Annotated in this window: 25 protein-coding genes; 11 read left to right on the forward strand and 14 right to left on the reverse strand. The window is 72.8% G+C overall.

The genetic code is table 11. From position 1 onward, the window contains the following. Positions 1 to 72 precede the first annotated feature (72 nt). The 3 genes from KBX63_RS12500 (at position 73) to KBX63_RS12510 (ending at position 2,293) form a co-directional block, all read left to right on the forward strand. Positions 73 to 420: a helix-turn-helix domain-containing protein gene (locus tag KBX63_RS12500; protein WP_074316342.1), complete on the forward strand. Its 348-nt coding sequence runs from the start codon at positions 73 to 75 to the stop codon at positions 418 to 420. After that, complete coding sequence (locus KBX63_RS12505) at positions 417 to 695, forward strand: hypothetical protein (protein WP_210911166.1); 279 nt, start codon at positions 417 to 419, stop codon at positions 693 to 695. The genes KBX63_RS12500 and KBX63_RS12505 overlap by 4 nt, the downstream gene beginning before the upstream one ends. Before the next feature lie 122 nt (positions 696 to 817). Further along, positions 818 to 2,293, forward strand: a complete 1,476-nt coding sequence (locus KBX63_RS12510) for an alpha/beta hydrolase (RefSeq protein ID WP_210911167.1) — start codon at positions 818 to 820, stop codon at positions 2,291 to 2,293. Between the two features lie 101 nt (positions 2,294 to 2,394). Here KBX63_RS12510 and KBX63_RS12515 read toward each other — a convergent pair whose 3' ends face one another. The 4 genes from KBX63_RS12515 to KBX63_RS12530 form a co-directional block, all read right to left on the reverse strand. Continuing rightward, on the reverse strand, positions 2,395 to 3,027 hold the full coding sequence (locus KBX63_RS12515; protein ID WP_210911168.1) for a dihydrofolate reductase family protein: 633 nt from the start codon (positions 3,025 to 3,027) through the stop codon (positions 2,395 to 2,397). Positions 3,028 to 3,056: 29 nt separating this feature from the next. Continuing rightward, positions 3,057 to 4,310 carry an RNA polymerase sigma factor gene (locus tag KBX63_RS12520; protein ID WP_210911169.1) on the reverse strand — a complete coding sequence of 418 codons (1,254 nt, stop codon included), beginning with the start codon at positions 4,308 to 4,310 and terminating at the stop codon, positions 3,057 to 3,059. Continuing rightward, positions 4,307 to 4,663, reverse strand: a complete 357-nt coding sequence (locus KBX63_RS12525; RefSeq protein WP_247662240.1) for a YciI family protein — start codon at positions 4,661 to 4,663, stop codon at positions 4,307 to 4,309. Before KBX63_RS12525 ends, KBX63_RS12520 begins: the two co-directional genes overlap by 4 nt. Before the next feature lie 148 nt (positions 4,664 to 4,811). Next, positions 4,812 to 6,068 carry a DUF2786 domain-containing protein gene (locus KBX63_RS12530; protein ID WP_210911171.1) on the reverse strand — a complete coding sequence of 419 codons (1,257 nt, stop codon included), beginning with the start codon at positions 6,066 to 6,068 and terminating at the stop codon, positions 4,812 to 4,814. Between the two features lie 234 nt (positions 6,069 to 6,302). Between KBX63_RS12530 and KBX63_RS12535 the strand changes: the two genes are divergently transcribed. Continuing rightward, on the forward strand, positions 6,303 to 6,794 hold the full coding sequence (locus tag KBX63_RS12535; protein WP_210911172.1) for a DUF2243 domain-containing protein: 492 nt from the start codon (positions 6,303 to 6,305) through the stop codon (positions 6,792 to 6,794). Beyond that, entirely contained in the window at positions 6,791 to 7,666 is an 876-nt protein-coding gene (locus KBX63_RS12540) for a cytochrome c oxidase assembly protein (RefSeq protein WP_307871698.1), read from the forward strand. Before KBX63_RS12535 ends, KBX63_RS12540 begins: the two co-directional genes overlap by 4 nt. Before the next feature lie 31 nt (positions 7,667 to 7,697). Here the strand turns inward: KBX63_RS12540 and KBX63_RS12545 are convergent, their stop codons facing one another. The 9 genes from KBX63_RS12545 to KBX63_RS12585 form a co-directional block, all read right to left on the reverse strand. Then, the gene (locus KBX63_RS12545; RefSeq protein WP_210911173.1) at positions 7,698 to 7,967 is read right to left on the reverse strand and encodes a hypothetical protein; all 270 of its coding nucleotides are present in this window, start codon (positions 7,965 to 7,967) and stop codon (positions 7,698 to 7,700) included. Between the two features lie 14 nt (positions 7,968 to 7,981). Next, complete coding sequence (locus KBX63_RS12550) at positions 7,982 to 9,067, reverse strand: hypothetical protein (protein WP_210911174.1); 1,086 nt, start codon at positions 9,065 to 9,067, stop codon at positions 7,982 to 7,984. Continuing rightward, positions 9,045 to 9,386, reverse strand: coding sequence for a hypothetical protein (locus KBX63_RS12555; protein ID WP_210911175.1), 342 nt, complete (start codon positions 9,384 to 9,386; stop codon positions 9,045 to 9,047). Before KBX63_RS12555 ends, KBX63_RS12550 begins: the two co-directional genes overlap by 23 nt. Positions 9,387 to 9,390: 4 nt before the next feature. After that, positions 9,391 to 9,849, reverse strand: a complete 459-nt coding sequence (locus KBX63_RS12560; RefSeq protein WP_210911176.1) for a YbaB/EbfC family nucleoid-associated protein — start codon at positions 9,847 to 9,849, stop codon at positions 9,391 to 9,393. Between the two features lie 139 nt (positions 9,850 to 9,988). Further along, on the reverse strand, positions 9,989 to 11,104 hold the full coding sequence (locus tag KBX63_RS12565; protein ID WP_210911177.1) for a reverse transcriptase family protein: 1,116 nt from the start codon (positions 11,102 to 11,104) through the stop codon (positions 9,989 to 9,991). A gap of 356 nt (positions 11,105 to 11,460) precedes the next feature. After that, on the reverse strand, positions 11,461 to 12,606 hold the full coding sequence (locus KBX63_RS12570; RefSeq protein ID WP_210911178.1) for a CaiB/BaiF CoA-transferase family protein: 1,146 nt from the start codon (positions 12,604 to 12,606) through the stop codon (positions 11,461 to 11,463). Further along, positions 12,603 to 14,771, reverse strand: coding sequence for a 3-hydroxyacyl-CoA dehydrogenase NAD-binding domain-containing protein (locus KBX63_RS12575; protein WP_210911179.1), 2,169 nt, complete (start codon positions 14,769 to 14,771; stop codon positions 12,603 to 12,605). The genes KBX63_RS12570 and KBX63_RS12575 overlap by 4 nt, the downstream gene beginning before the upstream one ends. A 14-nt stretch (positions 14,772 to 14,785) precedes the next feature. After that, a complete protein-coding gene (locus tag KBX63_RS12580; RefSeq protein ID WP_210911180.1) occupies positions 14,786 to 16,000 on the reverse strand; it encodes an acetyl-CoA C-acetyltransferase in 1,215 nt (404 codons plus the stop codon). Then, positions 15,990 to 17,156 (reverse strand): acyl-CoA dehydrogenase family protein, encoded by a 1,167-nt coding sequence (locus KBX63_RS12585; RefSeq protein WP_210911181.1) that lies wholly within the window; start codon positions 17,154 to 17,156, stop codon positions 15,990 to 15,992. The genes KBX63_RS12580 and KBX63_RS12585 overlap by 11 nt, the downstream gene beginning before the upstream one ends. Positions 17,157 to 17,563: 407 nt before the next feature. Here KBX63_RS12585 and KBX63_RS12590 point away from each other — a divergent pair, with 407 nt between their 5' ends. Then, complete coding sequence (locus KBX63_RS12590; protein WP_210911182.1) at positions 17,564 to 18,226, forward strand: TetR/AcrR family transcriptional regulator; 663 nt, start codon at positions 17,564 to 17,566, stop codon at positions 18,224 to 18,226. Positions 18,227 to 18,247: 21 nt separating this feature from the next. On the opposite strand, the gene KBX63_RS12595 is transcribed toward KBX63_RS12590, so the two are convergent. Beyond that, the gene (locus KBX63_RS12595; RefSeq protein ID WP_210911183.1) at positions 18,248 to 19,000 is read right to left on the reverse strand and encodes a zf-HC2 domain-containing protein; all 753 of its coding nucleotides are present in this window, start codon (positions 18,998 to 19,000) and stop codon (positions 18,248 to 18,250) included. 72 nt (positions 19,001 to 19,072) lie between these two features. On the opposite strand from KBX63_RS12595, the gene KBX63_RS12600 reads away from it, so the two are divergent. The 5 genes from KBX63_RS12600 (at position 19,073) to KBX63_RS12620 (ending at position 25,350) form a co-directional block, all read left to right on the forward strand. Beyond that, positions 19,073 to 20,113, forward strand: a complete 1,041-nt coding sequence (locus tag KBX63_RS12600) for a TRM11 family methyltransferase (protein WP_210911184.1) — start codon at positions 19,073 to 19,075, stop codon at positions 20,111 to 20,113. A 389-nt stretch (positions 20,114 to 20,502) separates the two neighbouring features. Continuing rightward, positions 20,503 to 20,592 (forward strand): K(+)-transporting ATPase subunit F, encoded by a 90-nt coding sequence (gene kdpF / locus KBX63_RS35155; RefSeq protein WP_089017935.1) that lies wholly within the window; start codon positions 20,503 to 20,505, stop codon positions 20,590 to 20,592. Continuing rightward, positions 20,592 to 22,247: a potassium-transporting ATPase subunit KdpA gene (kdpA, locus tag KBX63_RS12610; RefSeq protein WP_210911185.1), complete on the forward strand. Its 1,656-nt coding sequence runs from the start codon at positions 20,592 to 20,594 to the stop codon at positions 22,245 to 22,247. Before kdpF ends, kdpA begins: the two co-directional genes overlap by 1 nt. A 20-nt stretch (positions 22,248 to 22,267) precedes the next feature. After that, positions 22,268 to 24,469, forward strand: coding sequence for a potassium-transporting ATPase subunit KdpB (gene kdpB, locus KBX63_RS12615; RefSeq protein ID WP_247662173.1), 2,202 nt, complete (start codon positions 22,268 to 22,270; stop codon positions 24,467 to 24,469). Continuing rightward, positions 24,469 to 25,350, forward strand: coding sequence for a potassium-transporting ATPase subunit C (locus KBX63_RS12620; RefSeq protein WP_210911186.1), 882 nt, complete (start codon positions 24,469 to 24,471; stop codon positions 25,348 to 25,350). Before kdpB ends, KBX63_RS12620 begins: the two co-directional genes overlap by 1 nt. The last annotated feature ends 6 nt before the right edge of the window (positions 25,351 to 25,356 follow it).

Here is a 25,356-nt window from a genome sequence, read left to right on the forward strand (position 1 = left end):
GATTCCGCTCCCGATCCCGGTCGCCGCGCACCGGCACCTGCTAACTTCTCTTGGCATGTGCAAGGGCTGCTTATGAGTGCCGCTCCGCCGCCGACCGGCGACGACCTGGTCCGGGTGCTGGCCACCCTGGCCAACCCGCACCGGCTGCGGGTCGTCGCCGCTCTGGCCCGGGAGCGCGCCTACGTGAGCCGGCTGGCCCGGCAACTGGGCATCAGCCGGGCGCTGTTGCAGGTCCACCTACGGAAGCTGGCGGCGGCCGGGCTGGTCACCGCCCGCCTGGAGTTGTCGGAGGACGGGAAGGCCATGAACTACTACGAGGTGGAGCCGTTCGTGCTCACACTCACCCCCGAGATCATCGCGGCGGCGGTCGAGACGCTGACCGTGCCCGAGTCGGCCGAGCAGCCCGGAGCGGAGCGATGACCGGGATGAGCGACCACGACTGGACCGAGGTGGTCGGCGCGATCGGCATCTTCGCCCTGCTGATCACCGTGTTCTCGGTGACCGTCGTCCAGATCGCCAAGACCCGGCGGGCCCGGTACGACGGTGCCCGCTCGGACGACTACCGCCGGCTGGCGGAGACGGCCGCCCGCGCCCAGGAGGAGAACGCCCGCCTGCTGGCCTCGCTGGACGGCCGGCTGGGCGGAATGGAGACCCGGATGGGCGCGCTGGAACGCGTCCTGCGCGAGGTCGACTGAACCCGGTGGACGAAAGGCCCGGGCCGTCGAGCGGCTACTCGACGGCCCGGTGGAAGCAGCACCACCTCGCCCGCTGGGCGAGTTTCTCCCGTGACGCTCCTTCGAGGAGAGGACAGCACTCCATGCTGCGCGTACGCAAATCGACCGTCGGTTGGGCGGTCGCCCTGGCCCTCACGGCCACCGGCCTGGCCCCGGTCGGCCCGGCTGCCGCTCGACCACAACCAGGCCCCACCATCGACTGGCGGCCCTGCCTCAAGGACGCCACCGCCGAGTGCGGCACGCTGTCCCTGCCGGTGGACTGGCGCCGACCCCGGGGCGAGCGTTTCGACCTGGCGCTGGCCCGTCGGACGGCCACCGACCCGTCCGCCCGGACCGGCGTGCTGGTGTTCGGCCCCGGTGGGCCGGGCGACAGCGGGGTCGACCGGGTGGTGACCGGCAGCTCGCGGTTCAGCGCCGAGCTGCGCCGCCGCTTCGACATCGTCAGTTTCGACCCGCGCGGCACCGGTCGCAGCCACCCGGTGGTCTGCTCGACCGACCTGCTCGCCCGGCAACCGCAACTGCTGGCCGACCAGGCTCAGTTCGACGCCACGCTGGCCGGCAACGCGTTGCTGCAGGCCGACTGCCGGGCCCGCACCGGGCCGCTCTACGACCATGTGGACACGACCAGCGCGGCCCGAGACCTCGACGCGGTCCGCGCCGCGCTCGGCGAGCGGCGGCTGACCTTCCACGGCAGCTCGTACGGCACCCTGCTCGGGCAGCGGTACGCGGAGCTGTTCCCGCACCGGGTCCGGGCCATGGTGCTGGAGGCCGCGATGGATCACAGCCTCGGCATCCGCGCCTTCCTCGACACCCAGGCCGTCACCGCGGAAGACGCGTTCGACGAATTCGTCGCCTGGTGTGCCCGGTCCACCGGCTGCGTGCTCAAGGGGCGGGACATCCGGAAGGTCTGGGCCGAGCTGCACGGGCGGGCCGCGGGCGGGACGCTGACCGACCCGGACCGGCCCGGGGTTGCGCTCACCCCGTTCGAGCTGAGTCGGCTCGCCCACAAGAAGCTCTACGAGACGCACTGGTGGCCGGAGCTGGCCGGGTGGATCGCCAGAATGGACCCCGCCACCACGCCGAACACGGCATCGTCGGCCGGCGTCAGGTCGACGGGCGACGCCGTCGCGCCGTACCCGTTTGCGGTCTTCTGCCAGGACTGGAGCCTGCCGGTCCGCGACTACCGCGAGTACGCCGGGCACCTGCGCCGGATGGCGCGGCTCGCGCCCGACCTGCGTTACCCGCCGGCGGTGTTCGCTCCCGTGACCTGCCTGGGCACGCCGGCGCCGGTCGCCAACCCGCAGCACCGGCTGCGGGTCCGCACCGATGTGCCGCTGCTGCTCGCCGCCACCGTGCACGACCCGGCCAGCGGGTACAACTGGGCCACCAACGTGGCCCGGCAGTTGGGCGGGCACGGCGTGCTGCTCACCTACCAGGGCTGGGGACACGGCAGCTACACCACCAGCCCGTGCGTGGGCGGCGCTGTCGACCGCTACCTGACCAGCCTGGTGGCGCCCCGCCCGGGCACCAGTTGCCCGGCCATCGAACCGCCGTCGTGATCGACCCGTCGGTCTGACCGGGCCGGCCGGCAACCCGAGCCGGCTGACCCTCCGGTCGCCGTGCGGCAGGATCCGCGCGGCGACCGGGGCCGGCACCCCGATCAGCGCAGGACGCGGTAGCGCAGGTGCGCCACGGTCGGCCCGGCCACCACCGCCTCCTGCTCCAGTCGCGGCGCGATGCCATCGAAGAGCCGTTCGCCGGCCCCGAGCACGATCGGCACCACATGCAGATGCAGCGTGTCGATCAGCGCGGCGGCCAGGTACTGCCGGACCGCGCTCGCGCCGCCGCCGATCGACACCTGCCGGTCACCCGCAGCCTCCCGGGCCTGCCGCAGCGCCGACTCGATCCCGTCGGTGACGAACCGGAACTCGGTGCCGCCCCGCATCACCAGCGGTGCCCGGGGATGGTGGGTGAGCACGAAGACCGGGGTGTGGAACGGCGGATCGTCGCCCCACCAGCCCTGCCAGCTCTCGTCCCAGTCGCCGTCCCCGCCGCCGAACATCCGCCGGCCCATGACGTACGCCCCGACGTCGCGGGTCAGCTCCTCGACCAGCTCGGCGTCGACGCCCCGCTCGCCGCCGGTCAACCCGTGCTGCGCCCGCCAGCTGTCCAGGCCGAAGAACCACTCGTGCAACCGGAGCCCGCCCCGGCCCAGCGGATCCTGCCGACTCTGGTCCGGCCCGGCCACGTACCCGTCCAACGAGATCGACAGTTGACTGCTCACCGTTCCCATGCCAGGTCGACTCCGGCGACCGCCGGAACTCATCGCCGCGCGGCCAGACGGACGGCCCGCAGCTCCAGGTAACGCTGCTCGGGCAGGCTGGTGGTGCCCCGGGCCGCCGCCAGGTACGCGTCCCGCGCCGCCGCGAGCTCCCCGGCGAGCTCCAGCAGGTGGGCCCGGACCGCGGCGAGCCGGTGGTGCCCGGCGGTGCGCTCGTCGGCGTCCAGCGGAGTGAGCAGGGCGAGCCCGGCCCGGGGCCCGTCCACCATGGCCACCGCCACCGCCTGGTTGAGGGTGACCATCGGATTCGGCGCGATCCGGGCGAGCAGCCGGTAGAGCGCGGCGATCTGCGGCCAGTCCGTCGCCGCCGCCGTCGGCGCCTCGGCGTGCACCGCGGCGATCGCCGCCTGGAGCTGGTACGGGCCGGGCGGCGACCAGGTCAGCGCCTCGGTGATCAGCGCGATGCCGGCCCCGATGGCCGTCCGGTCCCACCGGGTCCGGTCCTGCTCGGCCAGCGGCACCAGCTCGCCGTCCGGGCCGACCCGGGCGGCCCGGTGCGCGTCGGTGAGCAGCATCAGCGCCAGCAGCCCGGCCACCTCGCCGTTCCCGGGCAGCAGCCCGTGCAGGACACGGGCGAGCCGGATCGCCTCGCCGGTCAGCTCCACCCGGTGCAGCTCCGGCCCGCTGGACGCGGTGTACCCCTCGTTGAAGATCAGGTAGAGCACCCGGAGCACCGTCCCCAGCCGCTCGTCGCGCTCATCCGGTGCAGGCATGCCGAACCGGGCACCGGCGGCCTCGATCCGCTGTTTGGCCCGGCGGATCCGTTGACTCATCGTCGCTTCCGGCACCAGGTGCGCCCGGGCGATCTGGGCGGTGCTGAGCCCGCCGACGGCGCGCAGGGTGAGCGCCACCTGCGCCGAGGGGGCCAGCGCCGGGTGGCAGCAGAGGAAGAGCAGGGTCAGGGTGTCGTCGGCGTCCGCCACCGCGGGCTCCGCGTCGGCCGCCGGCGCCACTCCGGCGTACGCCGGCTCGCTCAGCGCCACCGCCACCTCGCGGTCCCGGCGGGCGCGCTCGCTGCGCCACTCGTCGGTGAGCCGGCGGGTGGCCACGGTGAGCAGCCAGGCGCGAGGGTTGTCCGGCACGCCCTGCCCGGGCCACTGCGTCGCAGCGGCCAACAGCGCCTCCTGCACCGCGTCCTCGCACCGGTCGAACTGCCCGTGCCGGCGGACCAGCAGGCCGAGAACCTGCGGCGCGAGCGTGCGCAGCAGGTCCTCGACCGTCCGGTCGTCGGTCACATCTCCGTCCCGGCCTCGTCCATGATCGGGCGGACCTCCATCGCGCCGCCGAAGCGCACGTCCGGCCAGCGGGCGGCGATCTCGGCGGCCCGTTGCGGGCTGTCGCAGTCGACGGTCAGGTAGCCGGCGAACTGCTCCTTGCTCTCCATGAACGGCCCGTCGATGACCTCCGGGTGGCCGCCCGCGAGCCGGACCGTCCGGGTCTGCGACGGGTCGGCCAGCGCCTGACCGCCGACCAGCTCGCCGGACTCGGTCAGCTCCTTCATGATCTCGTCGACCTCGCCGAACAGGGCGGTGCGCTCCCGCTCGGTCAGCTCCTCGGTGAAGCCGGGCCGGTTCCAGATCAGCAGCATGTACTTCACGGCGATGCTCCTCGGGTCCTGGTCGCGCCCCGGGCGGGGCGCGGTTTCACCGGAGGGTCGGAGCCGAAGCTCCGTTCCCTACCGCCTACCGAAGAACATCGCAGAATTTTCCAACCGTGGCGTTCCCACGCCGGGTGGGTCAGCGTGGGTCGGGTCGTCCCGGCACCTGTCGGGGCGGTGGCCCGCCGCCGACGTCCAGCGACGCGCGGTCGGCCGCGGAGGTGCCGGACGACCAGCCCTCGGCATCGCGGACGCTGAGCCGGTGCCGGGTGACGCCGGGGAAGAGGGTGTCCAGCCGCTCCCGGACCGCCTCGCCGCGCGCGGCGAGCACCGGGAGGAGCCGCTCCGGTCCGGCCGTCTCGGCCGCCGCCCGGTCCGCCGCCTCGGTGGTCGCGCGCAGCCGCTCGCCGATCCGCAGCGCGAACGCGTTGAGGAAGGACTCGTCCCAGACGCGGGTCCGCCGCCCGGCCCCCGGTCGCCGCTCGGCCCGCCCGCGCAGCATCGCGGCGGTGGCCTGGACCAGCAGCGAGGTGTAGAGCAGCTCCACCGCCACGAGGTCGGCCGGCCAGCCCAGCACGGTGGCGAAGCCGAGGTCGTCGGACCAGACCGCCTCACAGCGGTTCGCCGCCGCGACCTCCTGCACCAGCAGCGCCTTCGCCCCCGCGTACGGGGCGTCGGTGCCGAGCCGTACCCCGCCGGGCAGGTCGCCGCGGTCGGCCCCGGCGGCCAGCAGTGCTTCGTCGATGCTGTGCCGGGCGATCAGCTCCTGCGCCTTACCGGTCAACGCCTCCGCCTCGGCCGGGAAGGTGGTCGACTCGGCCTTGGCCAGCAGCGCCCGTACCCGGTCGAGCATTCCGGACCCCCTGCGGGCCGCGCCGGCCGGCCGGCTGGCGGCAGCCGCACCGGTCGTGCCGGGTGGCGGGCGCAGCACCGCGATTGGCGGCAGGCTCTCCACCAGGGCGAGGGTGTCCACCGCCGCTCGCAGGGCGTCGACCCGGTCCAGCCCTTCCTGGGCGGACCAGCCGGCCAGCACGTTCCGGTCGTCGTCCCACCACACCTCGGCGGCCAGCTCGCGCAGCTGCTCGTCCCACCACGCCGGGACCGGTCCGGCCTGCTCGCGTCGTTGGGCGGCCATCGCGTCCCGGACCAGCCGGGCCGGGCGGGCGCCGAGTCGTCGGGTGGTGAGCCGGTCCAGGTCGGCCGGTTGCCAGCCGCGTGGCCAGAGCCGTGCCACACCGCGGACCAGGCGACGCAGCAGCGCCGCGTCCACCGCCGCCGTGCCGTCCGCCGCGCCGGTGCCGACCATCAGCCGGTCCAGCTGGCGTTCGGCCTGCCGTACGTCGGTGCCGCGCACCGCCGCGAGCGCATCGGCGACGAGTTCGTCCGCGTCCGGCACGGGTACCTCCTCTCGGCTTCCGCTGTGTCTCAGGCTCCATGATCATGCCGTCAGCCCTGCCGGAGGCGCGAAACGGGGATGTCGTCGCCACGATGACCGGCGGCGCCTCGATCAACAGTCCGGGAAGCAGCGGTGTTCCACAACCTCGGTCCGCCGCCCGTTGCGGCTCGGCGGGCATGTTCCGCCCAGTCTCGGGTAGTTCGACCCTCAGTTGAGGCGGATGCGAGGTGTGTGGTGGTCGGTTCGAGCCTGCCCGGTGCGCGCAGCGCCGCCGTGCCGGAGGTCCGGTCGTCCATCCTCGCCGGCGCCCTGATCGGGATCGCGGTGATGGCCGCGGTGGACGAGATCGTCTTTCACCAGCTGCTGGCCTGGCACCACTTCTACGACCGGTCCACCCCGTCGGTGGCCCTGCTCTCCGACGGGCTGCTGCACGCCGCCGAGCTGCTGGCCCTGGTCGGCGGGTTCTTCTGGTTCGCCGACCTGCGCCGGCGGGGTGCCCTGGCGGCCCGGTTCGCCTGGGGTGGGTTCCTGCTCGGCGCCGGGGGCTTCCAGCTCTTCGACGGGCTGGTCGACCACAAGGTGCTGCGGCTGCACCAGATCCGCTACGGCGTCCACCTGGTCCCGTACGACGTGCTGTGGAACGTGGGAGGCGCGGTGCTGCTGCTGGCGGGCGCCGCTCTGGTCTGGCGGGCGCGGTCCCGACGGTCACGCGACGGCCAGCGGTGACGGTCACGCTCGCCCCGGCCTGGTTCGCGTCGCCGGCGGTCGCGCACGGGGGGCACGCGGCGGATGGCCCGGGCTGGTATCCGCTGGCGGCGGTCGGCCTGCTGGCCGGCGGCTATCTCGTGGCCGCCGCGCGCGATCCACGGGGCTGGGACCAGCGGCGCAGCGCCGCCTGGCTGGCCGGGTGTGCCGTGCTGGCGGTCGCGGTCGGGCCGCTCGCACAGCTCCCCGACGACCCGCGCGGACACATGGCGCAGCACCTGCTGCTCGGCATGGTGGCCCCGCTCGGGCTGGTGCTCGGCGCCCCGGTGACCCTGCTGCTGCGGATCTCGTCCACGCCCACGCGCCGGTTCGTCGGTCGGCTGCTGCGCAGCCGCCCGCTGCACCTGATCACCCACCCGGTCACCGCCGCGCTGCTCAGCACGGGCGGGCTGGCCCTGGTGCTGCTCACCCCGCTGTACGCGGCGGCCGAGCGCCAACCCACCCTGCACCACGCCCTGCACCTGCACTACCTCGCCGCCGGATACCTGTTCGCCTGGTCGCTGGCCGGCCCGGACCCGGCACCCCGCCGTCCCGGGCTGGCCGTGCGGCTCGGCGCGCTGTTGGGCGCGGCGGCCGGGCACTCCGCGCTCGCCAAGTACCTCTACGCGCACGCCGACACCCTGCCGCCCGGGCTGGCCGACCCCGACCCGGCGGGGTTCCGCTCCGCCGCCCAGCTCATGTACTACGGCGGGGATGTGGCTGAGCTGCTGCTCGCCGTCGCCCTCTTCGCCACCTGGTACCACCGCCCCTCCCGCCTGCACCCGGGGCGACCATCTCGGTCGATCAAGAAGGTCCCGTCACGAAAGGACAATTCCTTGACGGAAACCTCTTGATCAACAGAGGAGGGGGGTCGGGGGTGGCGGCTCAGCCGCGCGTTGAGAGGGCGGTGGAGAGCCGGCCGAGGAACGCGCGGATGCTCTCCTCGCTGTGGTGCGTCTCGGCCTGGTCATTGAGGGGGCCCGAGTAACGCAGCGCCTGGTCGAGCGCGTCCAGCGTCTCGGCCCGGTCACCCGGGTAGAGCCCGCCGATCACCCCGTCGGCGACCCGCGTCACCACCGTGTCGTCGAGCGCCCGGTCGAACTGGATCCCGTAGAGGATTCCGTTGACGTGGCCCTTCCAACTGCTCGTACCCATGCTCGTGAGCTCCCCTAGAAGATCTTGCTGCCGTCCCAGGCCAGGATCGGGACGTCGCCGAGACCGTTGCGCTTGAACTCGGCGTCGAGATTGGCCATGTGGCTGACGTCGGGCTGGTAATGGCCGCTGCGCGCCGTCGCGTGCTGGACCATACCGTCCTTGACGATCAGCTCGCCCGCCGCAGCGACCGGCTGCCCGTTACCCAGCGTCGAGTGGTGGAAGTCGCCCACCTTCTGGTAGTTGGACGCGTAGATGTTGCCGTTCCGGTCCATCACGAAGATCGCCTGGCCGTTTCCGCTGAACACGGTCTGGGCGCTCGAGGTGTCGAACGGCTCGCCGTTCCTCGCGCTGCGCAGGACGCCGTTGCCGTCGAAGAACACCCGGTGCTGTTCGAGTTCCTCCGGACTGAGCCGGCGCACCGCCGTGGGGAAGTGCCCTCCAGGCAGGTGTTCGTTCCGGTACTTGTCGAGCATCGGCTTGGTGTTGTGGTAGCGGGGCGTGGTGTGCGGGCCGGGCACGCCGGGTCGTCCCGGGCCGCCCCGTCTCGGGCCCTTGCTGGTGAACCGGCGCAGCAGCGTCTTCGCCCGCTTCAGCAACCGCGGAATGATCTCCTTGACGACCCGCTCGACGACCTCCTTGACAATCCGTTGAATCGCCATCCGGGCCAGGCCGATCGAGACGGGGATCTGGGCCAGCGAGGCACCGAGGGTGGGGGCCGCCGCCGCCAGCGCGATCGCCACCTGCACCACGAGGATCGTCAGCTGGACGATGACGAGGATCTTCTGCGTCAGGGTGATGATGGCCATCACCAGCAACGCCATGGCGATCAGCTCGGCGGCCTGCGCGCCGTCCTCCATCCGGCGCGGCGCACCCTCCTCGCCTCGCCACGCCTGCTCGAACGCGCGGACGTCGTCCCCGCTGTTCGTCGCCCCGACCTTCGCTGCGCCCGCCTCCGCCTCCGCGAGCGTCGTGCGCAGCCGGCCGGCGAACGCGAACCACAGCTGCGACGCCTCGAACAGCAGCTCCTCATCGGCGGTCGGCCAGGTGAAGCCGACCCAGCCCAGGGCCTCGACGAGCTCAGGAGGTAGCTGCATACCCATGGGGCAGCTCCATCCTCGTGAAAAGTTCGGCGTTGGCGGTGTCGGTCGCCTCGTGTGCGTCGGCATTGAGGTCGAGGTTCGCGGCGGCCTCCAGCAACTGGTCGGCCATCGACCGGTACACGTCGAGCGCATGCGTCAGAACCTCGACGTACACGGCTCCAAAGAGCGAGCCCGCCTCGTCGGCGCCCCACGGATTTCCCGCGCCGTTCACCGTCGATTCGAGGCTGGCGATCTCTGTGCCGAGCTGCTGGCCGGTGACTGCGAGCAACCGCGCCGCGGCATGGAGAGCGTCGACGTCGACCTGAATCCCGTCGGACATGGGCTCAGCGTCGATCCATCCGGCGGGTGACGGCATCCAGGTCGCCGATCATCCGCTCGAACCCGCGGAACGCCTCCTCCGAGACGCGTTCGAGCTGCCCGGTCAGGGCCGCGCTGTCGGCGCCGACGGCGGCCGTCAGCTCGGCGCGCCGGGCGCGCTCGTCGGCCTGTGCCGCCTTGACCGCCTCCAGGACGTATTCGGCGATCGCGCTGGTGCCGGCTCGGGAAAGGCTCGGGTCGATCACCAGAGTCTCCAGGCCGCCGAAGGCGGACACCTCCGCCTCGACGAGACCGTCACCGCCGGTGCCCCGCCCCACCATCTGCTCGGCGGCCGGTACGGCCCGGTCGCCCTGCTCGTCGGCCCCGTCCGGCTGCGCCGAGGTGGAGCCCGTGGCCTGGCTCAGCAGGCGCATCGCCTCTTCGAGCGAGCGACTCAGGCCGGACGGATCGATTCCGCTCGTCATGCTCGTCCCCCTACGACTCGCAGTCCTCATCCGGTGAGCGACAGTACCAACGCGACACCTGCCCTCGCGGCCCTCAATCCTTAATGGAGTGAATGGACGGCCGATGACCTGCCGGTCCTCGTTGGACGTGTTCAGATGGTCATCGGGGGGAGGCCAGGGCGGCGGCCAGGAGGGTCGCCAGTTTGGCGGTGCGGGCGGCATTGTGCAGGATGGCGCGCAGCCGGTCGTATTCGACGCGCGGCACCGCCGGCCGCTCGTTGACCACCAGCCCGGCGAGGAGCTGCCGGTCGGCCCGGCCACGGATCCGGGTCTTGCCCGGGTGCACCCGGAAGCCCTCGTCCCGGGTCACCTCGGTCACCGCGGCGAGCAGGTCGGCGACCCGCCGGGGCGGCAGCTCGCCGGAGAAGGCGAGGTCGTCGGCGTACCGCTGGTAATCGAGGTCGAAGGCGGCGGCCAGCCCGGTCAACCGGCGGTCGAGCCGGAACGCGCAGAGGTTGGCCAGCGCCGGGGAGGTCGGGGCCCCCTGCGGGAGGTGCCCGGCGCGCAGCACGGCCAGCCGCCAGGGCCGCTCGGGCAGGTCGGCCGGGGCGGCACGGAGCACCGCCGGTGGCGTCCGGGTGGTGCAGATCGCGGCGAGCGCGTGCGCGACCGGCTCCGGAAAGCCGGCGGTACGGAACAGCCCGTACACCCGCCGGGCCGGCACGCTGCCGAAGAACGCGGCCAGGTCGACGCGGACCACCACCGCCCGCCCGGCGTGCGCGGCCGCGAAGGTGTGCGCCGAGCGGCCCGGCACGAACCCGTGCGCCGCCGGATGCACCGGCAGCGGCCCCAGCACCTCGGCGAGCAGCCGCCGGTGCAGGGCGCGCAGCCGCGGCTTCGGCGCCTCGATCAACCGGCCGCCGACGGCCCAGCGATACCGGTAGTGGGGCAGACGCTGATCGTTGGCACGGCGGTTCATCGCCCGCCGGTCGGCGTACCAGTCGAGCTGGTCCGGGGTCAGGTCGAGCAGCCGGGCAAGGTCGGCCAGGTCGTCCAGGACCGGGGTCGACCAGGGCCGGCGGACCGTGCGGGCCGGCGTCACCGGCCGGGCCCGGACCGCGACGGTCTGGCCGCGCCGCCGCGCCGCACCGACCGCCTCGGCCAGCAGCGCCAGGTCGGCGAGGAAGGCGGCCAGCTCCCGGGGCCGGTCGCGCGGGGCCCGGGGGTACGCGGCGAGCGCGGCGTCCGCGACCGGCCACAGCCACCGGCGGCGCACCCCAGCGCCCGCCCGCCGGATGCGACCAGGTCGCCGCGTTGCCACCGATCGGCCGCCAGGAACGCGTCGGCGAGCGCGACGGCCAGGGAGTCGACGGTCGTCACGGCCGGCCCGGGTTGGATGACAACGTGCCCCGACGAATCCCGGTCGTACGGGTGCACAGGCTCGCGTAGCGTGCCTGTGCACCCGTGGTGTGGTGCCCAGGTGGATGCGACGCCCCCGGGGTTGCCCCGGAGAGACTCCGACCGCGTCCCCGGAAGGGGCGCGGCCAGGTCAGCTCGGGGCACGCTGCCATCCGGGCAGCGTATCCCCGGTCGCCCGGTGCCGGCGGGTCCGTGGCCGGCCCGCCGCGCGGGTCACCGCCAGTCGGTGAGGATCGTGTCGACCGGTAGGACGTCCCGCTCCGGGTCCGGCGCCGGGGCTGGCTGGCCGGCCGGCGTCCGGTCGAAGCGGGGCGCCGGGGCCGGCTGGATCTCGCCGCCCACCTCGACGAAGGTGCCCCGGGCGGCATTGTGCGGATGCCGGTGCGCCTCGCGGGGGGCGAGCACCGGCGCGACGCACGCGTCCAGGTCGGCGAAGACCGCCGTCCACTCGTCCCGGCTCCGCTCGGCGAACCGTTCGGTGAACCGCCGGCGCAGCTCGTCCCAGCCGCTCGGGTCGTACTGGGCGGGCAGGTCCGGCTCGTCGGCGAGGCCGAGGCCGGTCAGCAGCTCGGCGTAGAACGCCGGTTCCATCGCGCCGACGGCCATGAAGCCGCCGTCGGCGGTGCGGTACGTGTCGTAGAACGGCGCCCCGCCGTCGAACACGTTGCGCCCACGCGGTGCCGCCCACAACCCGGTGCCGAGCAGCCCGTGCAGGAACGCGGTGAGCAGTGCGGAACCGTCCACCATCGCCGCGTCGACCACCTGGCCGGCACCGGAGCGTTCCCGTTCCAGCAGTGCGGCCAGCACGCCCACGGCGAGCAGCATGCCGCCCCCGCCGAAGTCGCCGAGCAGGTTCATCGGGGCGTACGGACGCTCGCCGGCCCGACCCAGTGGCTCCAGCGCTCCGGCCACCGCAATGTAGTCGATGTCATGCCCGGCCCGGGGCGCCAGCGGGCCCTCCTGACCCCAGCCGGTCATCCGCGCGTACACGAGCCGGGGATTGCGGGCCCGGCAGGTGTCCGGCCCGAAGCCCAGCCGCTCGGCCACCCCCGGCCGGTACGCCTCCACCAGCACGTCCGCCCGTTCCACCAGGCGCAGCAGGTCCGCCACCCCGGCCGGTGACTTCAGGTCCAGCGCGGTCACCCGCCGGCCGCGTTGCAACGGCCCGACGGTCGGCGCGGCCAACCGCCCCGCAGCCGGGCCGCCCGGCCGGTCCACCCGCACCACGTCCGCGCCGAGGTCGGCGAGCACCATGCAGCCGAACGGCGCCGGAGCGAGGCTGGCCAACTCGACAACGCGTACCCCGGCCAGCGGCCCGCCGCGCCCTGGCCCGTCCGCCGGCCGGTCGGTGGCCGTCACGCGGCGCTCACCGCTTCGGCGGGGCGGGTGGCCGAGGCGGCGAGCCGGTCGACCAGGTCGGCGGGGGGCGTGAACCGGTCGCCGTAGCGGGCGGCCAGCTCGGTGGCGCGGGCCGCGAAGCCGGCCGGACCGGCCCCGTACTGCCGGATGTAGCGGATCACCCCGCCGGTCCAGGCCGGGAAGCCGATGCCGAGGATCGAGCCGATGTTGGCGTCGGTCTCGGTCCGCAGCACCCCCTCGTCCAGGCAGCGCAGCGCGTCCAGCGCCTCGGCGAAGAGCATCCGCTCCTGGAGGTCGGTGAACGGCACCGCCCGCCCCGCGTCGGTGGTCAGGTCGGCGAGACCGCTCCACAACCGACCCCGGGTGCCGTCGGCGTACCCGTAGAAGCCGCGCCCGGCGCCGCGCCCCGGCCGGTCGTACGCGTCCACCAGCTCGTCCACGAGCCGGTGTGCGGGCAGCGGCAGGACGCCTTCGCCGGCCGCCTCGAACTGTCGACGGATCCGTTGGATCAGGGTGAGGCTCACCTCGTCGGCCAGCGCCAGTGGCCCGGTCGGGTAGCCGGCCTGTAGGGCGGCCTGCTCCACCGAGGCGGCCGGCACCCCCTCGGCGACCATGCCGACCGCCTCGTCGATGAACCGGCCGATGACGCGGCTCGTGAAGAAGCCCCGGCCGTCGTTGACCACGATCGGGGTCTTGCCGATCCGCCGGCCCAGGTCGAACGCCCGCGCCAGCGCGGCGTCGCCGGTACGCCCGCCGACCACGATCTCCAGCAGCGGCATCCGGTCCACGGGCGAGAAGAAGTGCATGCCGATGAAGTCGGCCGGGCGGTCCACGCCTTCGGCCAGTCCGGTGATCGGCAGGGTGGAGGTGTTGGACGCGAGCAGGGCGCCCGGTGCCAGCACCGGCAGCACCTCGGCGAAGACCGACCGTTTCAGCGCGGGGTCCTCGAAGACCGCCTCAATCACCGCGTCGCAACCGGCCAGCGCGTCCACCCGGTCGGAGGTGGTGATCCGGTCCAGCACGGCTCGGGCGTCCGCCTCGGTCGCGCGGCCCTTGCGGACCTTCCGCGCCAGCAGCCGCTCGGCGTGCGCCCGCGCCCGGCCCGCGGCCTCCGGCGAGACGTCCTTCACCACCACGTCCAGGCCGGCGCTGGCGCAGGCGTACGCGATGCCGGCGCCCATCATGCCGGCACCCAGCACCGCGACCCGGCGCACCGGCGCGACGTCCACCCCGGATGGCCGGGTCGCGCCGCCGTTGACGGCCTTCAGATCGAAGAAGAACGCGCCGATCATGTTCTTCGCGACCTGCCCGGTGAGCAGACCGATCAGGTGCCGGGTCTCCACGGTGAACGCGGTCTCCAGGTCGACCTGGGCGCCCTCGACGGCGGTGGCCAGGATGGCCTCCGGCGCCGGCAGCCGGGCACCCTTGAGCTGCTTACGCAGGGTCGCCGGGAAGGCCGGCAGTTGCGCGGCCAGCGACCGACTGGACGGGGTGCCGCCGGGCATCCGGTAGTCCGGCCGGTCCCACGGCTGGGTCGGGTGGGGATTGGCGGCGATCCAGGCCCGGGCCCGGGCCAGCAGCTCCGCCGGGGTCGCCACCACCTCGTCGACCAGCCCGGCAGCCTGGGCGTCGATCGGGCGCATCCGCCGACCGGTGAGCAGCACCGTGGTCAGCGCCCCGGCCAGGCCGAGCATCCGCACGGTCCGGGTGACCCCGCCGGCGCCGGGCAGCAGGCCCAGGGTCACCTCGGGCAGCCCGAGCCGGCTGTCGGGCACGTCCAGGGCGACCCGGTGGTGGCAGGCCAGCGCGATCTCCAGGCCGCCGCCGAGCGCCGAGCCGTTGACGGCGGCGACCACTGGCCGGCCCAGCGTCTCCAGCCGGCGCAGGTCCCGCTTGATGGTGCCGAGCAGTTCGGCCAGCGCGGGCGCGTCGGCGCGCGTCGCCCGGGCCATCTCCGGCAGGTCGCCGCCAGCGAAGAAGGTCGACTTCGCGCTGGTCACGACGACCCCGGTCAGCTCGTCGCGCTCGGCCTCCAGCCGGTCCAGCACCGCGCTCATCGACGCGGCGTACGCCCGGTTCATCGTGTTGGCGGACTGGTCGGGGTCGTCCAGGGTGAGCGTGACGATGCCGTCGGCGCCGCGGTCGTACCGGATGGTGTCGGTCATGGTCGTCCTCCGGATCAGCCGCGCTCGATGACGGTGGCGACGCCCATGCCGCCGCCGATGCAGAGGGTCACCACGGCGCGGCGCAGGTCGCGCCGCTCCAACTCGTCCAACGCCGTGCCGAGCAGCATCGCGCCGGTCGCGCCGAGTGGGTGGCCGAGGGCGATCGCCCCGCCGTTGACGTTCACCCGGTCCGGGTCCAGTCCCAGGTCGCGGACGTACTTGAGCACCACCGCGGCGAACGCCTCGTTGATCTCGAACAGGTCGATGTCGGCGAGGGTCAGCCCGGCGGCGGCGAGCGCCTTGTGGGTGGCCGGGATCGGGCCGGTCAGCATCAGCGTCGGGTCGGCGCCGCTGACCGCCGCGCCGACGATCCGGGCGCGCGGGGTGAGGCCGAGGTCCCGGCCGACCTCCGCCGAGCCGATCAGCACCAGCGCCGCGCCGTCCACGATGCCGGACGAGTTGCCGGCGTGGTGGACGTGCTCGATCGCCTCCAGCCAGTGGAACTTCTGCAACGCGACCGCGTCGAAGCCGGCAGCCTCGCCCATGGTGGCGAAGGACGGGGTGAGCCGGGCCAGCGCCTCCCGGGTGGTCTCCGGGCGGGGGTGCTCGTCCACGGTGAGGATGTCCAGCCCGTTGCCGTCACGGACCGGCACCACCGAGCGGGCGAAGTGGCCGCCGGCCCACGCCTTGGCGGCCCGCTCCTGCGAGCGCAGCGCGTAGCCGTCCACGTCGTCGCGGGTGAAGCCCTCCAGGGTGGCGATCAGGTCGGCGCTGACGCCCTGCGGCACGAACGAGGTGGCCAGCGCGGTCTGCGGGTCGGTGGCCCAGGCCGCGCCGTCGGCGCCCATCGGCACCCGGGACATCGACTCCACCCCGCCGGCGAGCAGTAGGTGCTCCCAGCCGGACCGGATCCGCGCCGCGGCGGAGTTGACCGCCTCCAGCCCGGAGGCGCAGAACCGGTTGAGCTGCACCCCGCCCACCTGGTCGGGGAGGCCGGCCAGCAGCGCCGCGGCCCGGGCCAGATCGCCGCCCTGCTCACCGACCGGGGTGACGATGCCGAGCAGCAGGTCCTCCAGCCTGCCGACGTCCAGGCCGGGATTGCGCTCGCGCAGCGCGTCGATCAGGCCGACCACCAGGGAGATCGGCTTCACCCCGTGCAGCGCGCCGGTGTCCCGGCCGCGTCCGCGCGGGGTGCGGACCGCGTCGTAGACGTACGCCTCAGAGGGCACGGGCGATCAACTCCTTCATGATCTCGTTGGTGCCGCCGTAGATCTTCTGGACGCGGGCGTCGGCGTACATCCGGGCGATCGGGTACTCCGTGGTGTAGCCGTAGCCGCCGAAGAGTTGCAGGCACCGGTCGATGACCTCGCACTGGCCGTCGGTCAGCCACCACTTCGCCATCGCGGCGGTGGCCACGTCCAGCTCGCCGCGGGTGTGCCGGACGATGCAGTCGTCCAGGAAGACCCGGCTGACCCGGGTGCGGGTGGCGCACTCGGCGAGCACCATCCGGGTGTTCTGGTGGCCCATCAGCGGCTTGCCGAAGGCGGCCCGCTCCCTGGTGTACGCGACGGTCAGCTCGATCGCACGTTCCATCGCGGCGACCGCGCCGACGCCGATCACCAGTCGCTCCTGCGGGAGCTGCTGCATGAGCTGGATGAAGCCCAGCCCCTCGGCGCCGCCGAGCAGGTTGTCCGCGGGCACTCGGAACTCGTCGAAGAACAGCTCGGCGGTGTCGTTGGCATGCAGCCCGATCTTGGACAGCAGCCGACCCCGGCGGAAGCCCTCCGGGTCACCGCTGACCTCGCAGACCAGCAGCGAGACACCGGCCGCCCGCTGCTCGGGGTCGGTCTTCACGGCCACGATGATCAGATCGGCCAGGCCACCGTTGGTGATGAACGTCTTCGCCCCGGTGACCAGGTAGTCGTCGCCGTCACGGACCGCCCGGGTGCGCATCGCCTGGAGGTCGGAGCCGCCGTCCGGCTCGGTCATCGCGATCGCGCCGATCAGGTCACCGCTGCACAGGCCGGGCAGCCAGCGCCGCTTCTGCTCCTCGCTGCCGTACGCCGCCAGGTAACCGGTGACGATGCCACTGTGGACGGCCAGCCCGAGGCTGCTCTCCCCGGTGTACGCCTGCTCGTGCAGCATGACCGCCTCGTGGGTGAATCCGCCGCCCCCGCCGCCGTACTCCTCGGGGACGGACAGGCCGAGCAGCCCCAGCTCGCCGGCGCGCCGGTAGTGCTCGCGGTCGGGGTGGCCCTGCGCCAGCAGGCGTTCGGTGTGCGGCAGCACCTCCTTGGTGAAGAAGGTGCGGGCCAGGTCGGCGAGGTCGTCGTGCTCCGGCTGCCGCCAGGGCGAGGGGGGACCGTCGAGTGGGGGCGTCGGCATGTGCACCACCCTCGCCTGCTGTTGGCGGAATGTCAATAAGTCTCGATCAGTGGCCGGACGCCGGTACGCGGGCCGTTCGCCAAGGGCGGACGCTCGGTGTTCGGCGGCGCAGTTGGGCGACTCGGCGTGGCGTCAGCTGCGCCGTTCACCACCTTCGCCGTGTCCTTTGCTCTGCTTCAACGGACGCAACAGTTACCGAACGCTCATCCCGCAGCCCTCACGGTCATATCCCTTGCTGCCGTAGCCGCTGTTCAGGGGCGGTGCTGCGTGGGGTTAAGCAGAGCAAAGGGAGCGCGTGGGCCAGGCGAGGCCGGCAGTTACGTGACCCAGCGTAAGAACGCCAGCGGTCGGGCGCCGGTGACCCAACGTCTAGGCCGACGTCCAGAGCTGCCGATAGGGTCGGGCAGATGATTGTCGAGACGGCTCCGCGCCGCCGCCGGTTGGAGCCGGACGCCCGGCGCGGGCAGATCCTGGCCTGCGCGGTCCGGCTGTTCGGCGAACGCGCGTACCCGGATGTGTCGACCACCGACATCGCCCGCGAGGCGGGCGTGGCCCGGGGCCTGGTCAACCACTACTTCGGCACCAAGAAGGAGCTCTACCTGGAGGTCGTCCGGGTCATGGTGACCATCCCGGAGGTGGCCCTGGAGCGGCTGCCCAAGGGGGACCTGCGGTCCCGGGTCGACGCCAGCGTCTCCTGGTTCCTCGACGTGGTCTCCCGGCACAGCACTTCCTGGCTGGCCGCCGTCACCGCGCGCGGAATGGGCGGCGACGCCGACGTGGAGCGGGTGCTCGCCGAGGCCGAGGAGGTCGCCGCGGACCGGATGCTGGTCGCGGTCGGCCTGGCCGATCAGGCGGAACACCGCGAGGAGTTGCGCGGGATGGTCCGGGCCTACGGCGGGCTGGCCACCTCGACCGCGCGGGAATGGCTCCAGCGCGGCGCGCTGACCCGGGCCCAGGTGCATGTGCTGCTCACCATCACGCTGCTGGCGATCGTCGAGCAGGTCATCCCGGAGGCCATCGTGAGTGCCGGCGGCCAGGCTGGCGCGACGGAACCGGCTGGCGCGAGCTGACCGGCCCTGACCGCCGGGGGCTCAGGCCGCGCGCCGGTCGGCGGCCTGCGCCGGGTACGGCTCGGAGCGGACCACCCGCAGCGGCCGGTCGATCTCGTCCGCACGGAACCGCCAGCGCGACGGCGCCGACTGCCGCTGCGGCGCGGGGCCTCCAGGGCGCAGCCAGGGCCGGGACAGCAACACGGTGATCAGGTAACCGCCCACCAGGAAGCCGTGGCTGACCAGCCGCTCGGCACCCACCGTGCCGGTGGCCAGGTCGTTGACCGAGAGCAGCAGCAACGTGCCGACGAACGCGCTGAGCATCGGCACGAGGCCGGCCGGCGGGCTGCGGCGCAACGCCACGAAGAGGAAGCCGGCACCCACCGCCACGTTCCACGCGGCCGACTCGTGCCACAGGTGCTGACCGGCCGGATGCAGGTGGTCGGCCGCCGCGCCCCGGCCCACCTGGGCCAGGCCGAGCACCAACTGCACCGCGCCGAGCAGCCCGAGCGCCGCGCGCAGCCCGGCGACCAACCGGCCCCGCCAGGCAGCGCCGGGCCGCCACCGCGACCGCCGAGCGGGTGGCGCGGCGACGGCGAGGATCGCGTCCGTCCGGTCGGGCGGTTCGGTGACCAATCGGGTACGCACCCGACGGGTCACCCCGGCCGCCACCGCGAACCAGACCCGGCACTCGGCGCACCTGTCGAAGTGCCGCTGCGCCGCCGCCCGTTCCTCGACGGTCTCCTCGCCGTCCAACTGCGCGGAGAGGACCTCCCGCCACTGCTCACACCCCATGTACGGGTAGTCGGTCGGGCCCCCGCTCCAGTTCCCGGGGGCTGCGGCAGGTTGTGGAATACTCGCCGGATCATGACGCGCTACGGCCTGCTGATCCTGCCCTCCACCAACCGGGTGTACGCCCGATCCGCCATCGACCTCACCCGGGCCGAGCTGGAGATCTTCGGCCAGTCGGCGCTGGATGGCCGGATTGGCGACCTGGGCACGACGACGGTCGGCGGGGCCACCTACCTCACCTTCGCCGGTGACGGGTTGACCGAGCGGGACCTGGCCATGCTGGGCAACCTCTCCGCGGGGTACGCGCTGTTCGAGGTCGTCGGCGAGTTGCTGCGCCCGATCGAGTGGAGTCGCCTGGACCGCTACGACGACGACCTGATCACCATCCAGAAGTACCCGGGCAAGACCAACGAGCAGTTCACCAAGCTGCTGCTCAACGTCACGTTGCTCGCCTCCGACCGGGCCGCTGAGCTGACCAGCCGCCGGTTCCGGGTGCTCGACCCGCTCTGCGGTCGCGGCACCACCCTCAATCAGGCGCTCATGTACGGCTTCGACGCCGCCGGGATGGACCGCGACCAGAAGGACGTCGAGGCGTACCGGGCGTTCATCACCACCTGGCTGAAGCAGAAGCGGATCAAGCACCGGGTGCTGGAGTCGGGGCCGGTGCGCCGGGAGCGCAAGGTCGTTGGTCGCCGGGTGCGGATCGAGCTGGCCCCCACACGCGAGGCGCACAAGGCCGGCGACCTCCAACTGCTCGACGTGGTCAACGCCGACACCACCCGCGCCAACGAGTTCTTCCGGCCGGAGACCTTCGACCTTGTCGTGGCGGACGCGCCGTACGGCGTCCAGCACGGCAGCCGTACGGCCGAGCACGGGCTGACCCGGGACCCGCTGGCGCTGCTCGCGGACGCCGCGCCGGTCTGGGCGCGGCTGCTGCGCCCCGGCGGGGCGCTCGGCATCTCCTGGAACACCCACGTCGCAGGCCGGGACGACGCGGCCGCGGCACTGGCCGCCGCCGGACTGACCGTGGTCGAGGCGGAGCCGTACCGCGCGCTGCGGCACCGGGTGGACCAGTCGATCATGCGCGACGTGCTGGTGGCCCGCCGGCCGGCCTGACCCCGGCCGCCGCACCCGTATCCGCGTCGGGTCGCACCCGTCGCGCCCGCGTCCCGGCAGTGCGCCCCACGCCAACCACGCCGCAGCGCACATCCGGGCCTGTTCGCGGCTTGCCTCCGGCCGGCTCCCTGAGCGATTTGTGCCGCATTTCACCTGCTCAGGGTGCGGGTGTGAAAGGCGCGTCAAGAAAAGGTTCGCCGCCGTCATGGTCGCGTTATGACCCCTGCCGTCGGGGAGGTGGCGGGGCTTTGATTGCCCGGCGCGACCGGGAGGCGGTCGCGACGAACCTTTCCGGTAAGAGGAGTCAGCGTGTCTGACGTGGTGTTCGTGGTCCTGACGGTGGCGCTGTTCGCAGTGCTCGCTTTGGTGGTACGGGCGGTGGAGAAGCTGTGAGTGCCGTCAACGCCGTGGGTCTCGTGCTCGCGATCGTCCTGGGCGCGTTCCTGGTGTTCGCCCTGCTGTTTCCGGAGCGCTTCTGATGACGATGACAACAGCGGGCGTCATCTTCGTGTTGACGCTGGTGGTGGCCCTGGTCGCCGTCCACAAGCCGTTCGGCGACTACATGTTCCGAGCGGTCTCCGGCACCCGGCAGTCCCGGGTCGAGCGGGGGATCTTCCGCCTGGTCGGAGTCAACCCGGCCGCCGAGCAGACCTGGGGCGTGTACGCCCGCAGCGTGCTGGCGTTCTCCGCGGTCTCGATCCTGTTCCTGTACCTGTTCCAGCGGGTGCAGAACCACCTCTGGTTGTCGCTGGGCTTCGACCCGGTGGTGCCGCACGGCGCCTGGAACACCGCCGTCTCGTTCGTGACCAACACCAACTGGCAGTCGTATTCGGGCGAGTCGACGATGGGTCACCTGGTGCAGATGGCCGGTCTGGCGGTGCAGAACTTCGTCTCGCCGGCGGTCGGCATCGCGGTGGCGATAGCGCTGGTGCGCGGCTTCGCCCGCAGCCGCACCGGGCAGCTCGGCAACTTCTGGGTCGACCTGACCCGGATCACGCTGCGGATCCTGCTGCCGATCGCGGTGCTCGGCACCGTCGCGCTGATGGTCGGCGGGGTGGTGCAAAACCTGTCCGCCGGCACCGACGTGACCACGCTGACCGGCGGCACCCAGACCATCACCGGTGGTCCGGTCGCCAGCCAGGAAGTGATCAAGGAGCTGGGCACCAACGGTGGCGGCTTCTACAACGTCAACAGCGCCCACCCGTTCGAGAACCCCACCACCTGGACGAACTGGCTGGAGATCTTCCTGATCTTCCTGATCCCGTTCAGCCTGCCCCGGGTCTTCGGCCGGATGGTCGGGCAGAACCGGCAGGGCTACGCGATCGCCGCGGTGATGGGGATCCTCGCGTTCGCCAGCGTGGTCATCACCAACGCCTTCGAGCTGGCCGGCCACGGCACGGTGCCGCAGGCGGTCGGCGCGGCGCTGGAGGGCAAGGAGGTGCGGTTCGACGTGTCGAACTCGGCCACCTTCGCCGCCGCCACCACGCTGACCTCGACCGGTGCGGTGAACTCGTTCCACGACTCGTTCACCTCGCTCGGCGGCATGATGACGATGGTCAACATGATGCTCGGCGAGGTCGCCCCGGGCGGTACCGGTTCCGGTCTCTACGGCCTGCTCATCCTGGCCGTGATCACAGTGTTCATCGCCGGACTGATGGTGGGCCGCACCCCGGAGTACCTGGGCAAGAAGATCGGCTCCCGCGAGATCAAGTTCGCCTCGCTCTACTTCCTGATCACGCCGATCCTGGTGCTGGTCGGCACGGCGGCCGCGTTCGCCACCGGCAACAACTCCACCGCGCTCAATGTCGGTCCGCACGGCCTCTCCGAGGTGCTGTACGCGTTCACCTCGGCCAGCAACAACAACGGGTCCGCCTTCGGCGGCATCACGGTGAACACCACCTGGTGGGACACCGCGCTCGGGTTGTGCATGCTGTTCGGCCGGTTCCTGCCGCTCATCTTCGTGCTCGCGTTGGCCGGCTCGCTGGCCCGCCAGGCACCCACCCCCGCGTCCGAGGGCACCCTGCCGACCCACCGACCGCTGTTCATCGGCATGGTCGTCGGCGTCACGGTGGTCCTCGTCGCGCTGACCTTCCTGCCCGCGCTCGCGCTCGGCCCGCTGGCAGAGGGGCTCTGACCACCATGAGGAACGAGGACATGTCCGTCACTCCCGTGACATTCGGGACCAGCGAGCAACCGACCGCCGGGGCCGACCAGGGCGACCGGGTCAGCGGCGGCCTGCTCGACCCCAAGCAGCTGATCCGTTCCCTGCCGGACGCCCTGCGCAAGCTCAACCCGACCACCCTGTGGCGCAACCCGGTGATGCTGATCGTCGAAGCCGGCGCGGCCTTCACCACCGTCCTGGCGGTGACCGACCCGTCGGTGTTCGCCTGGGCGATCACCATCTGGCTCTGGCTGACCGTGCTCTTCGCCAACCTGGCCGAAGCGGTCGCCGAGGGCCGGGGCAAGGCCCAGGCCGCGGCGCTGCGGCAGGCCAAGCGGGACACCATCGCCACCCGGCTGGTCGACTGGACGCCGGGCGCCCGGGCCAACGCCTACCGCGACGAGGCGGTACCCGCGCCGGAGCTGCGCCAGGGCGACATCGTGCTGGTCGAGGCGGGCGGGATCATCCCCGGTGACGGCGACATCGTCGAGGGCATCGCCAGCGTCGACGAGTCGGCCATCACCGGCGAGTCCGCCCCGGTCATCCGAGAGTCCGGTGGCGACCGCAGCGCGGTCACCGGCGGCACCAGGGTGCTCTCCGACCGGATCGTCGTGAAGATCACCCAGAAGCCGGGGGAGAGCTTCATCGACCGGATGATCGCCCTGGTCGAGGGGGCCAACCGGCAGAAGACGCCGAACGAGATCGCGCTGAACATCCTGCTCGCCGCGCTCACGATCATCTTTCTGCTGGCCGTGGTCACCCTTCAGCCGCTGGCCATCTTCTCCAAGGCGTACCAGGCGGCCGCGCCGGACAGCGGCGCGATCACCGACTCCGGCGTCACCGGGGTGGTGCTGATCTCGTTGCTCGTCTGCCTGATCCCCACCACCATCGGCGCGCTGCTCTCCGCCATCGGCATCGCCGGCATGGACCGGCTGGTGCAGCGCAACGTCCTGGCCATGAGCGGCCGGGCCGTCGAGGCGGCCGGCGACGTCAACACCCTGCTGCTGGACAAGACCGGCACCATCACGCTGGGCAACCGGCAGGCCGCCGAGTTCGTACCGGTCGAAGGGGTGACCCCCGCGACCCTGGCCGACGCCGCGCAACTGTCCAGCCTGGCCGACGAGACCCCGGAGGGCCGCTCGGTGGTGGTGCTCGCCAAGAACGAGTTCGGGCTGCGCGAGCGTGAGCCCGGCGTGATGCCGCACGCCACCTTCGTACCGTTCACCGCGCAGACGCGGATGAGCGGCGTCGACATGATCCCGGACGCCAGCGTGGACGGCGGGACGGTCGAGACGGCGCGCCGGGTCCGCAAGGGCGCCGCGGCCGCGGTGATGAAGTGGGTCCGCGAGAACGGCGGCCACCCGACCGAGCAGGTCGGCGAGATCGTTGACGCGATCAGCGGCACCGGCGGCACCCCGCTGGTCGTCGCCGAGCACGTCGACGGTGAGCCCGCCCGCGCGCTGGGCGTCATCCACCTCAAGGACGTCGTCAAGTCCGGCATGCGGGAGCGGTTCGACGAGATGCGCCGGATGGGCATCCGGACCGTGATGATCACCGGCGACAACCCGCGTACCGCGAAGGCGATCGCCGACGAGGCCGGGGTGGACGACTTCCTGGCCGAGGCGACGCCGGAGGACAAGCTCGTGTTGATCAAGCGGGAGCAGGAGGGTGGCCGGCTGGTCGCGATGACCGGTGACGGCACCAACGACGCGCCGGCGCTCGCGCAGGCCGACGTCGGGGTGGCGATGAACACCGGCACGTCGGCCGCGAAGGAGGCCGGCAACATGGTCGACCTCGACTCCGATCCGACCAAGCTGATCGAGATCGTGGAGATCGGCAAGCAGTTGCTGATCACCCGTGGCGCGCTGACCACGTTCAGCATCGCCAACGACATCGCGAAGTACTTCGCGATCATCCCGGCCATGTTCGCCGGCCTCTACCCGAGCCTGGACGCGCTGAACATCATGCGGCTGTCCAGCCCGGAGTCGGCGATCCTGTCCGCGGTCATCTTCAACGCCCTGGTGATCATCGCGCTGATCCCGCTCGCCCTGCGGGGCGTGCGGTACCGGCCGGCCGCCGCGTCGAAGCTGCTCAGCCGCAACCTGCTGGTGTACGGGCTGGGCGGCATCATCGTGCCGTTCATCGGGATCAAGCTCATCGACCTGCTCATCCAGTTCATCCCGGGGATTTCGTGATGCGCCTACCCACCTGGATCGCCCAACACCTCGCCGCCCTGCGCGCCCTGCTCGTCTTCACGGTGCTGCTCGGGCTGGTCTACCCGCTGGCCCTGGTCGCCGTCGGCCAGCTGCCCGGCCTCAACCACAGGACCGACGGCTCGCTGATCGACGCCGGCGGTACGACGGTCGGCAGCTCACTGATCGGCCAGTCCTTCACCGACCGCGACGGCAACCCCGTCCCGCGTTACTTCCAGTCCCGCCCGTCGGCCGCCGGCGACGGCTACGACCCCACCTCCACCTCGGCCAGCAACCTCGGCCCGGAGAGCGTGGTCGACACCATCGCCACCGACCCGGAGGAGTCCAGCGAGAGCCTGCTCACCCAGGTCTGCGGGCGCAGCAAGGAGGTCGGTGAGCTCAACGGCGTCGACGGCGGACGCCCCTTCTGCACCGCCGACGGGGTGGGCGCCGTGCTCGCGGTCTTCCGCGCGGACGGGCTGACCGGCCCCGTCATCCGGGTGGTCAGCGTCAACCAGGCCGCCCCGGCCACCCCGTTCCTCCCCTCGTACCAGGGAGTGCCGGTGGAGCTGGCCCAGCCCGGCGAGGACTACGTGGCCGCCGGTGCCGTGGTCACACCGATCCGCGGCAACGCCCCCGCCGACCCGGCCGTGCCCGCCGACGCGGTCACCGCCAGCGGCAGCGGCCTCGACCCACAGATCAGCCCGGCGTACGCCGAGCTGCAGCTGAACCGGGTCGCGCGCGAGCGCGGTGCGGACCCGGAAGCGGTCCGCCGGCTGGTGGCTGAGCACACCACCGGGCGGGGGCTCGGCTTCATGGGCGAGCCCGGGGTCAACGTGCTGGAGCTGAACATCGCGCTGGACGAGCGGTTCCCGGCCCGCTGACCGTGT

This window comes from Micromonospora sp. U21 (assembly GCF_018070045.1).
Lineage (GTDB): Bacteria > Actinomycetota > Actinomycetes > Mycobacteriales > Micromonosporaceae > Micromonospora.

Coding starts and splice junctions, on each gene's coding strand:
- KBX63_RS12500 (WP_074316342.1), top strand. CDS start 73: ATGAGTGCCGCTCCGCCGCCGACCGGCGACGACCTGGTCCGGGTGCTG.
- KBX63_RS12505 (WP_210911166.1), top strand. CDS start 417: ATGACCGGGATGAGCGACCACGACTGGACCGAGGTGGTCGGCGCGATC.
- KBX63_RS12510 (WP_210911167.1), top strand. CDS start 818: ATGCTGCGCGTACGCAAATCGACCGTCGGTTGGGCGGTCGCCCTGGCC.
- KBX63_RS12515 (WP_210911168.1), bottom strand. CDS start 3,027: ATGGGAACGGTGAGCAGTCAACTGTCGATCTCGTTGGACGGGTACGTG.
- KBX63_RS12525 (WP_247662240.1), bottom strand. CDS start 4,663: ATGCTGCTGATCTGGAACCGGCCCGGCTTCACCGAGGAGCTGACCGAG.
- KBX63_RS12545 (WP_210911173.1), bottom strand. CDS start 7,967: ATGGGTACGAGCAGTTGGAAGGGCCACGTCAACGGAATCCTCTACGGG.
- KBX63_RS12550 (WP_210911174.1), bottom strand. CDS start 9,067: ATGGGTATGCAGCTACCTCCTGAGCTCGTCGAGGCCCTGGGCTGGGTC.
- KBX63_RS12555 (WP_210911175.1), bottom strand. CDS start 9,386: ATGTCCGACGGGATTCAGGTCGACGTCGACGCTCTCCATGCCGCGGCG.
- KBX63_RS12560 (WP_210911176.1), bottom strand. CDS start 9,849: ATGACGAGCGGAATCGATCCGTCCGGCCTGAGTCGCTCGCTCGAAGAG.
- KBX63_RS12575 (WP_210911179.1), bottom strand. CDS start 14,771: ATGACCGACACCATCCGGTACGACCGCGGCGCCGACGGCATCGTCACG.
- KBX63_RS12585 (WP_210911181.1), bottom strand. CDS start 17,156: ATGCCGACGCCCCCACTCGACGGTCCCCCCTCGCCCTGGCGGCAGCCG.
- KBX63_RS12590 (WP_210911182.1), top strand. CDS start 17,564: ATGATTGTCGAGACGGCTCCGCGCCGCCGCCGGTTGGAGCCGGACGCC.
- KBX63_RS12595 (WP_210911183.1), bottom strand. CDS start 19,000: ATGGGGTGTGAGCAGTGGCGGGAGGTCCTCTCCGCGCAGTTGGACGGC.
- KBX63_RS12600 (WP_210911184.1), top strand. CDS start 19,073: ATGACGCGCTACGGCCTGCTGATCCTGCCCTCCACCAACCGGGTGTAC.
- kdpA (WP_210911185.1), top strand. CDS start 20,592: ATGACGATGACAACAGCGGGCGTCATCTTCGTGTTGACGCTGGTGGTG.
- kdpB (WP_247662173.1), top strand. CDS start 22,268: ATGTCCGTCACTCCCGTGACATTCGGGACCAGCGAGCAACCGACCGCC.
- KBX63_RS12620 (WP_210911186.1), top strand. CDS start 24,469: ATGCGCCTACCCACCTGGATCGCCCAACACCTCGCCGCCCTGCGCGCC.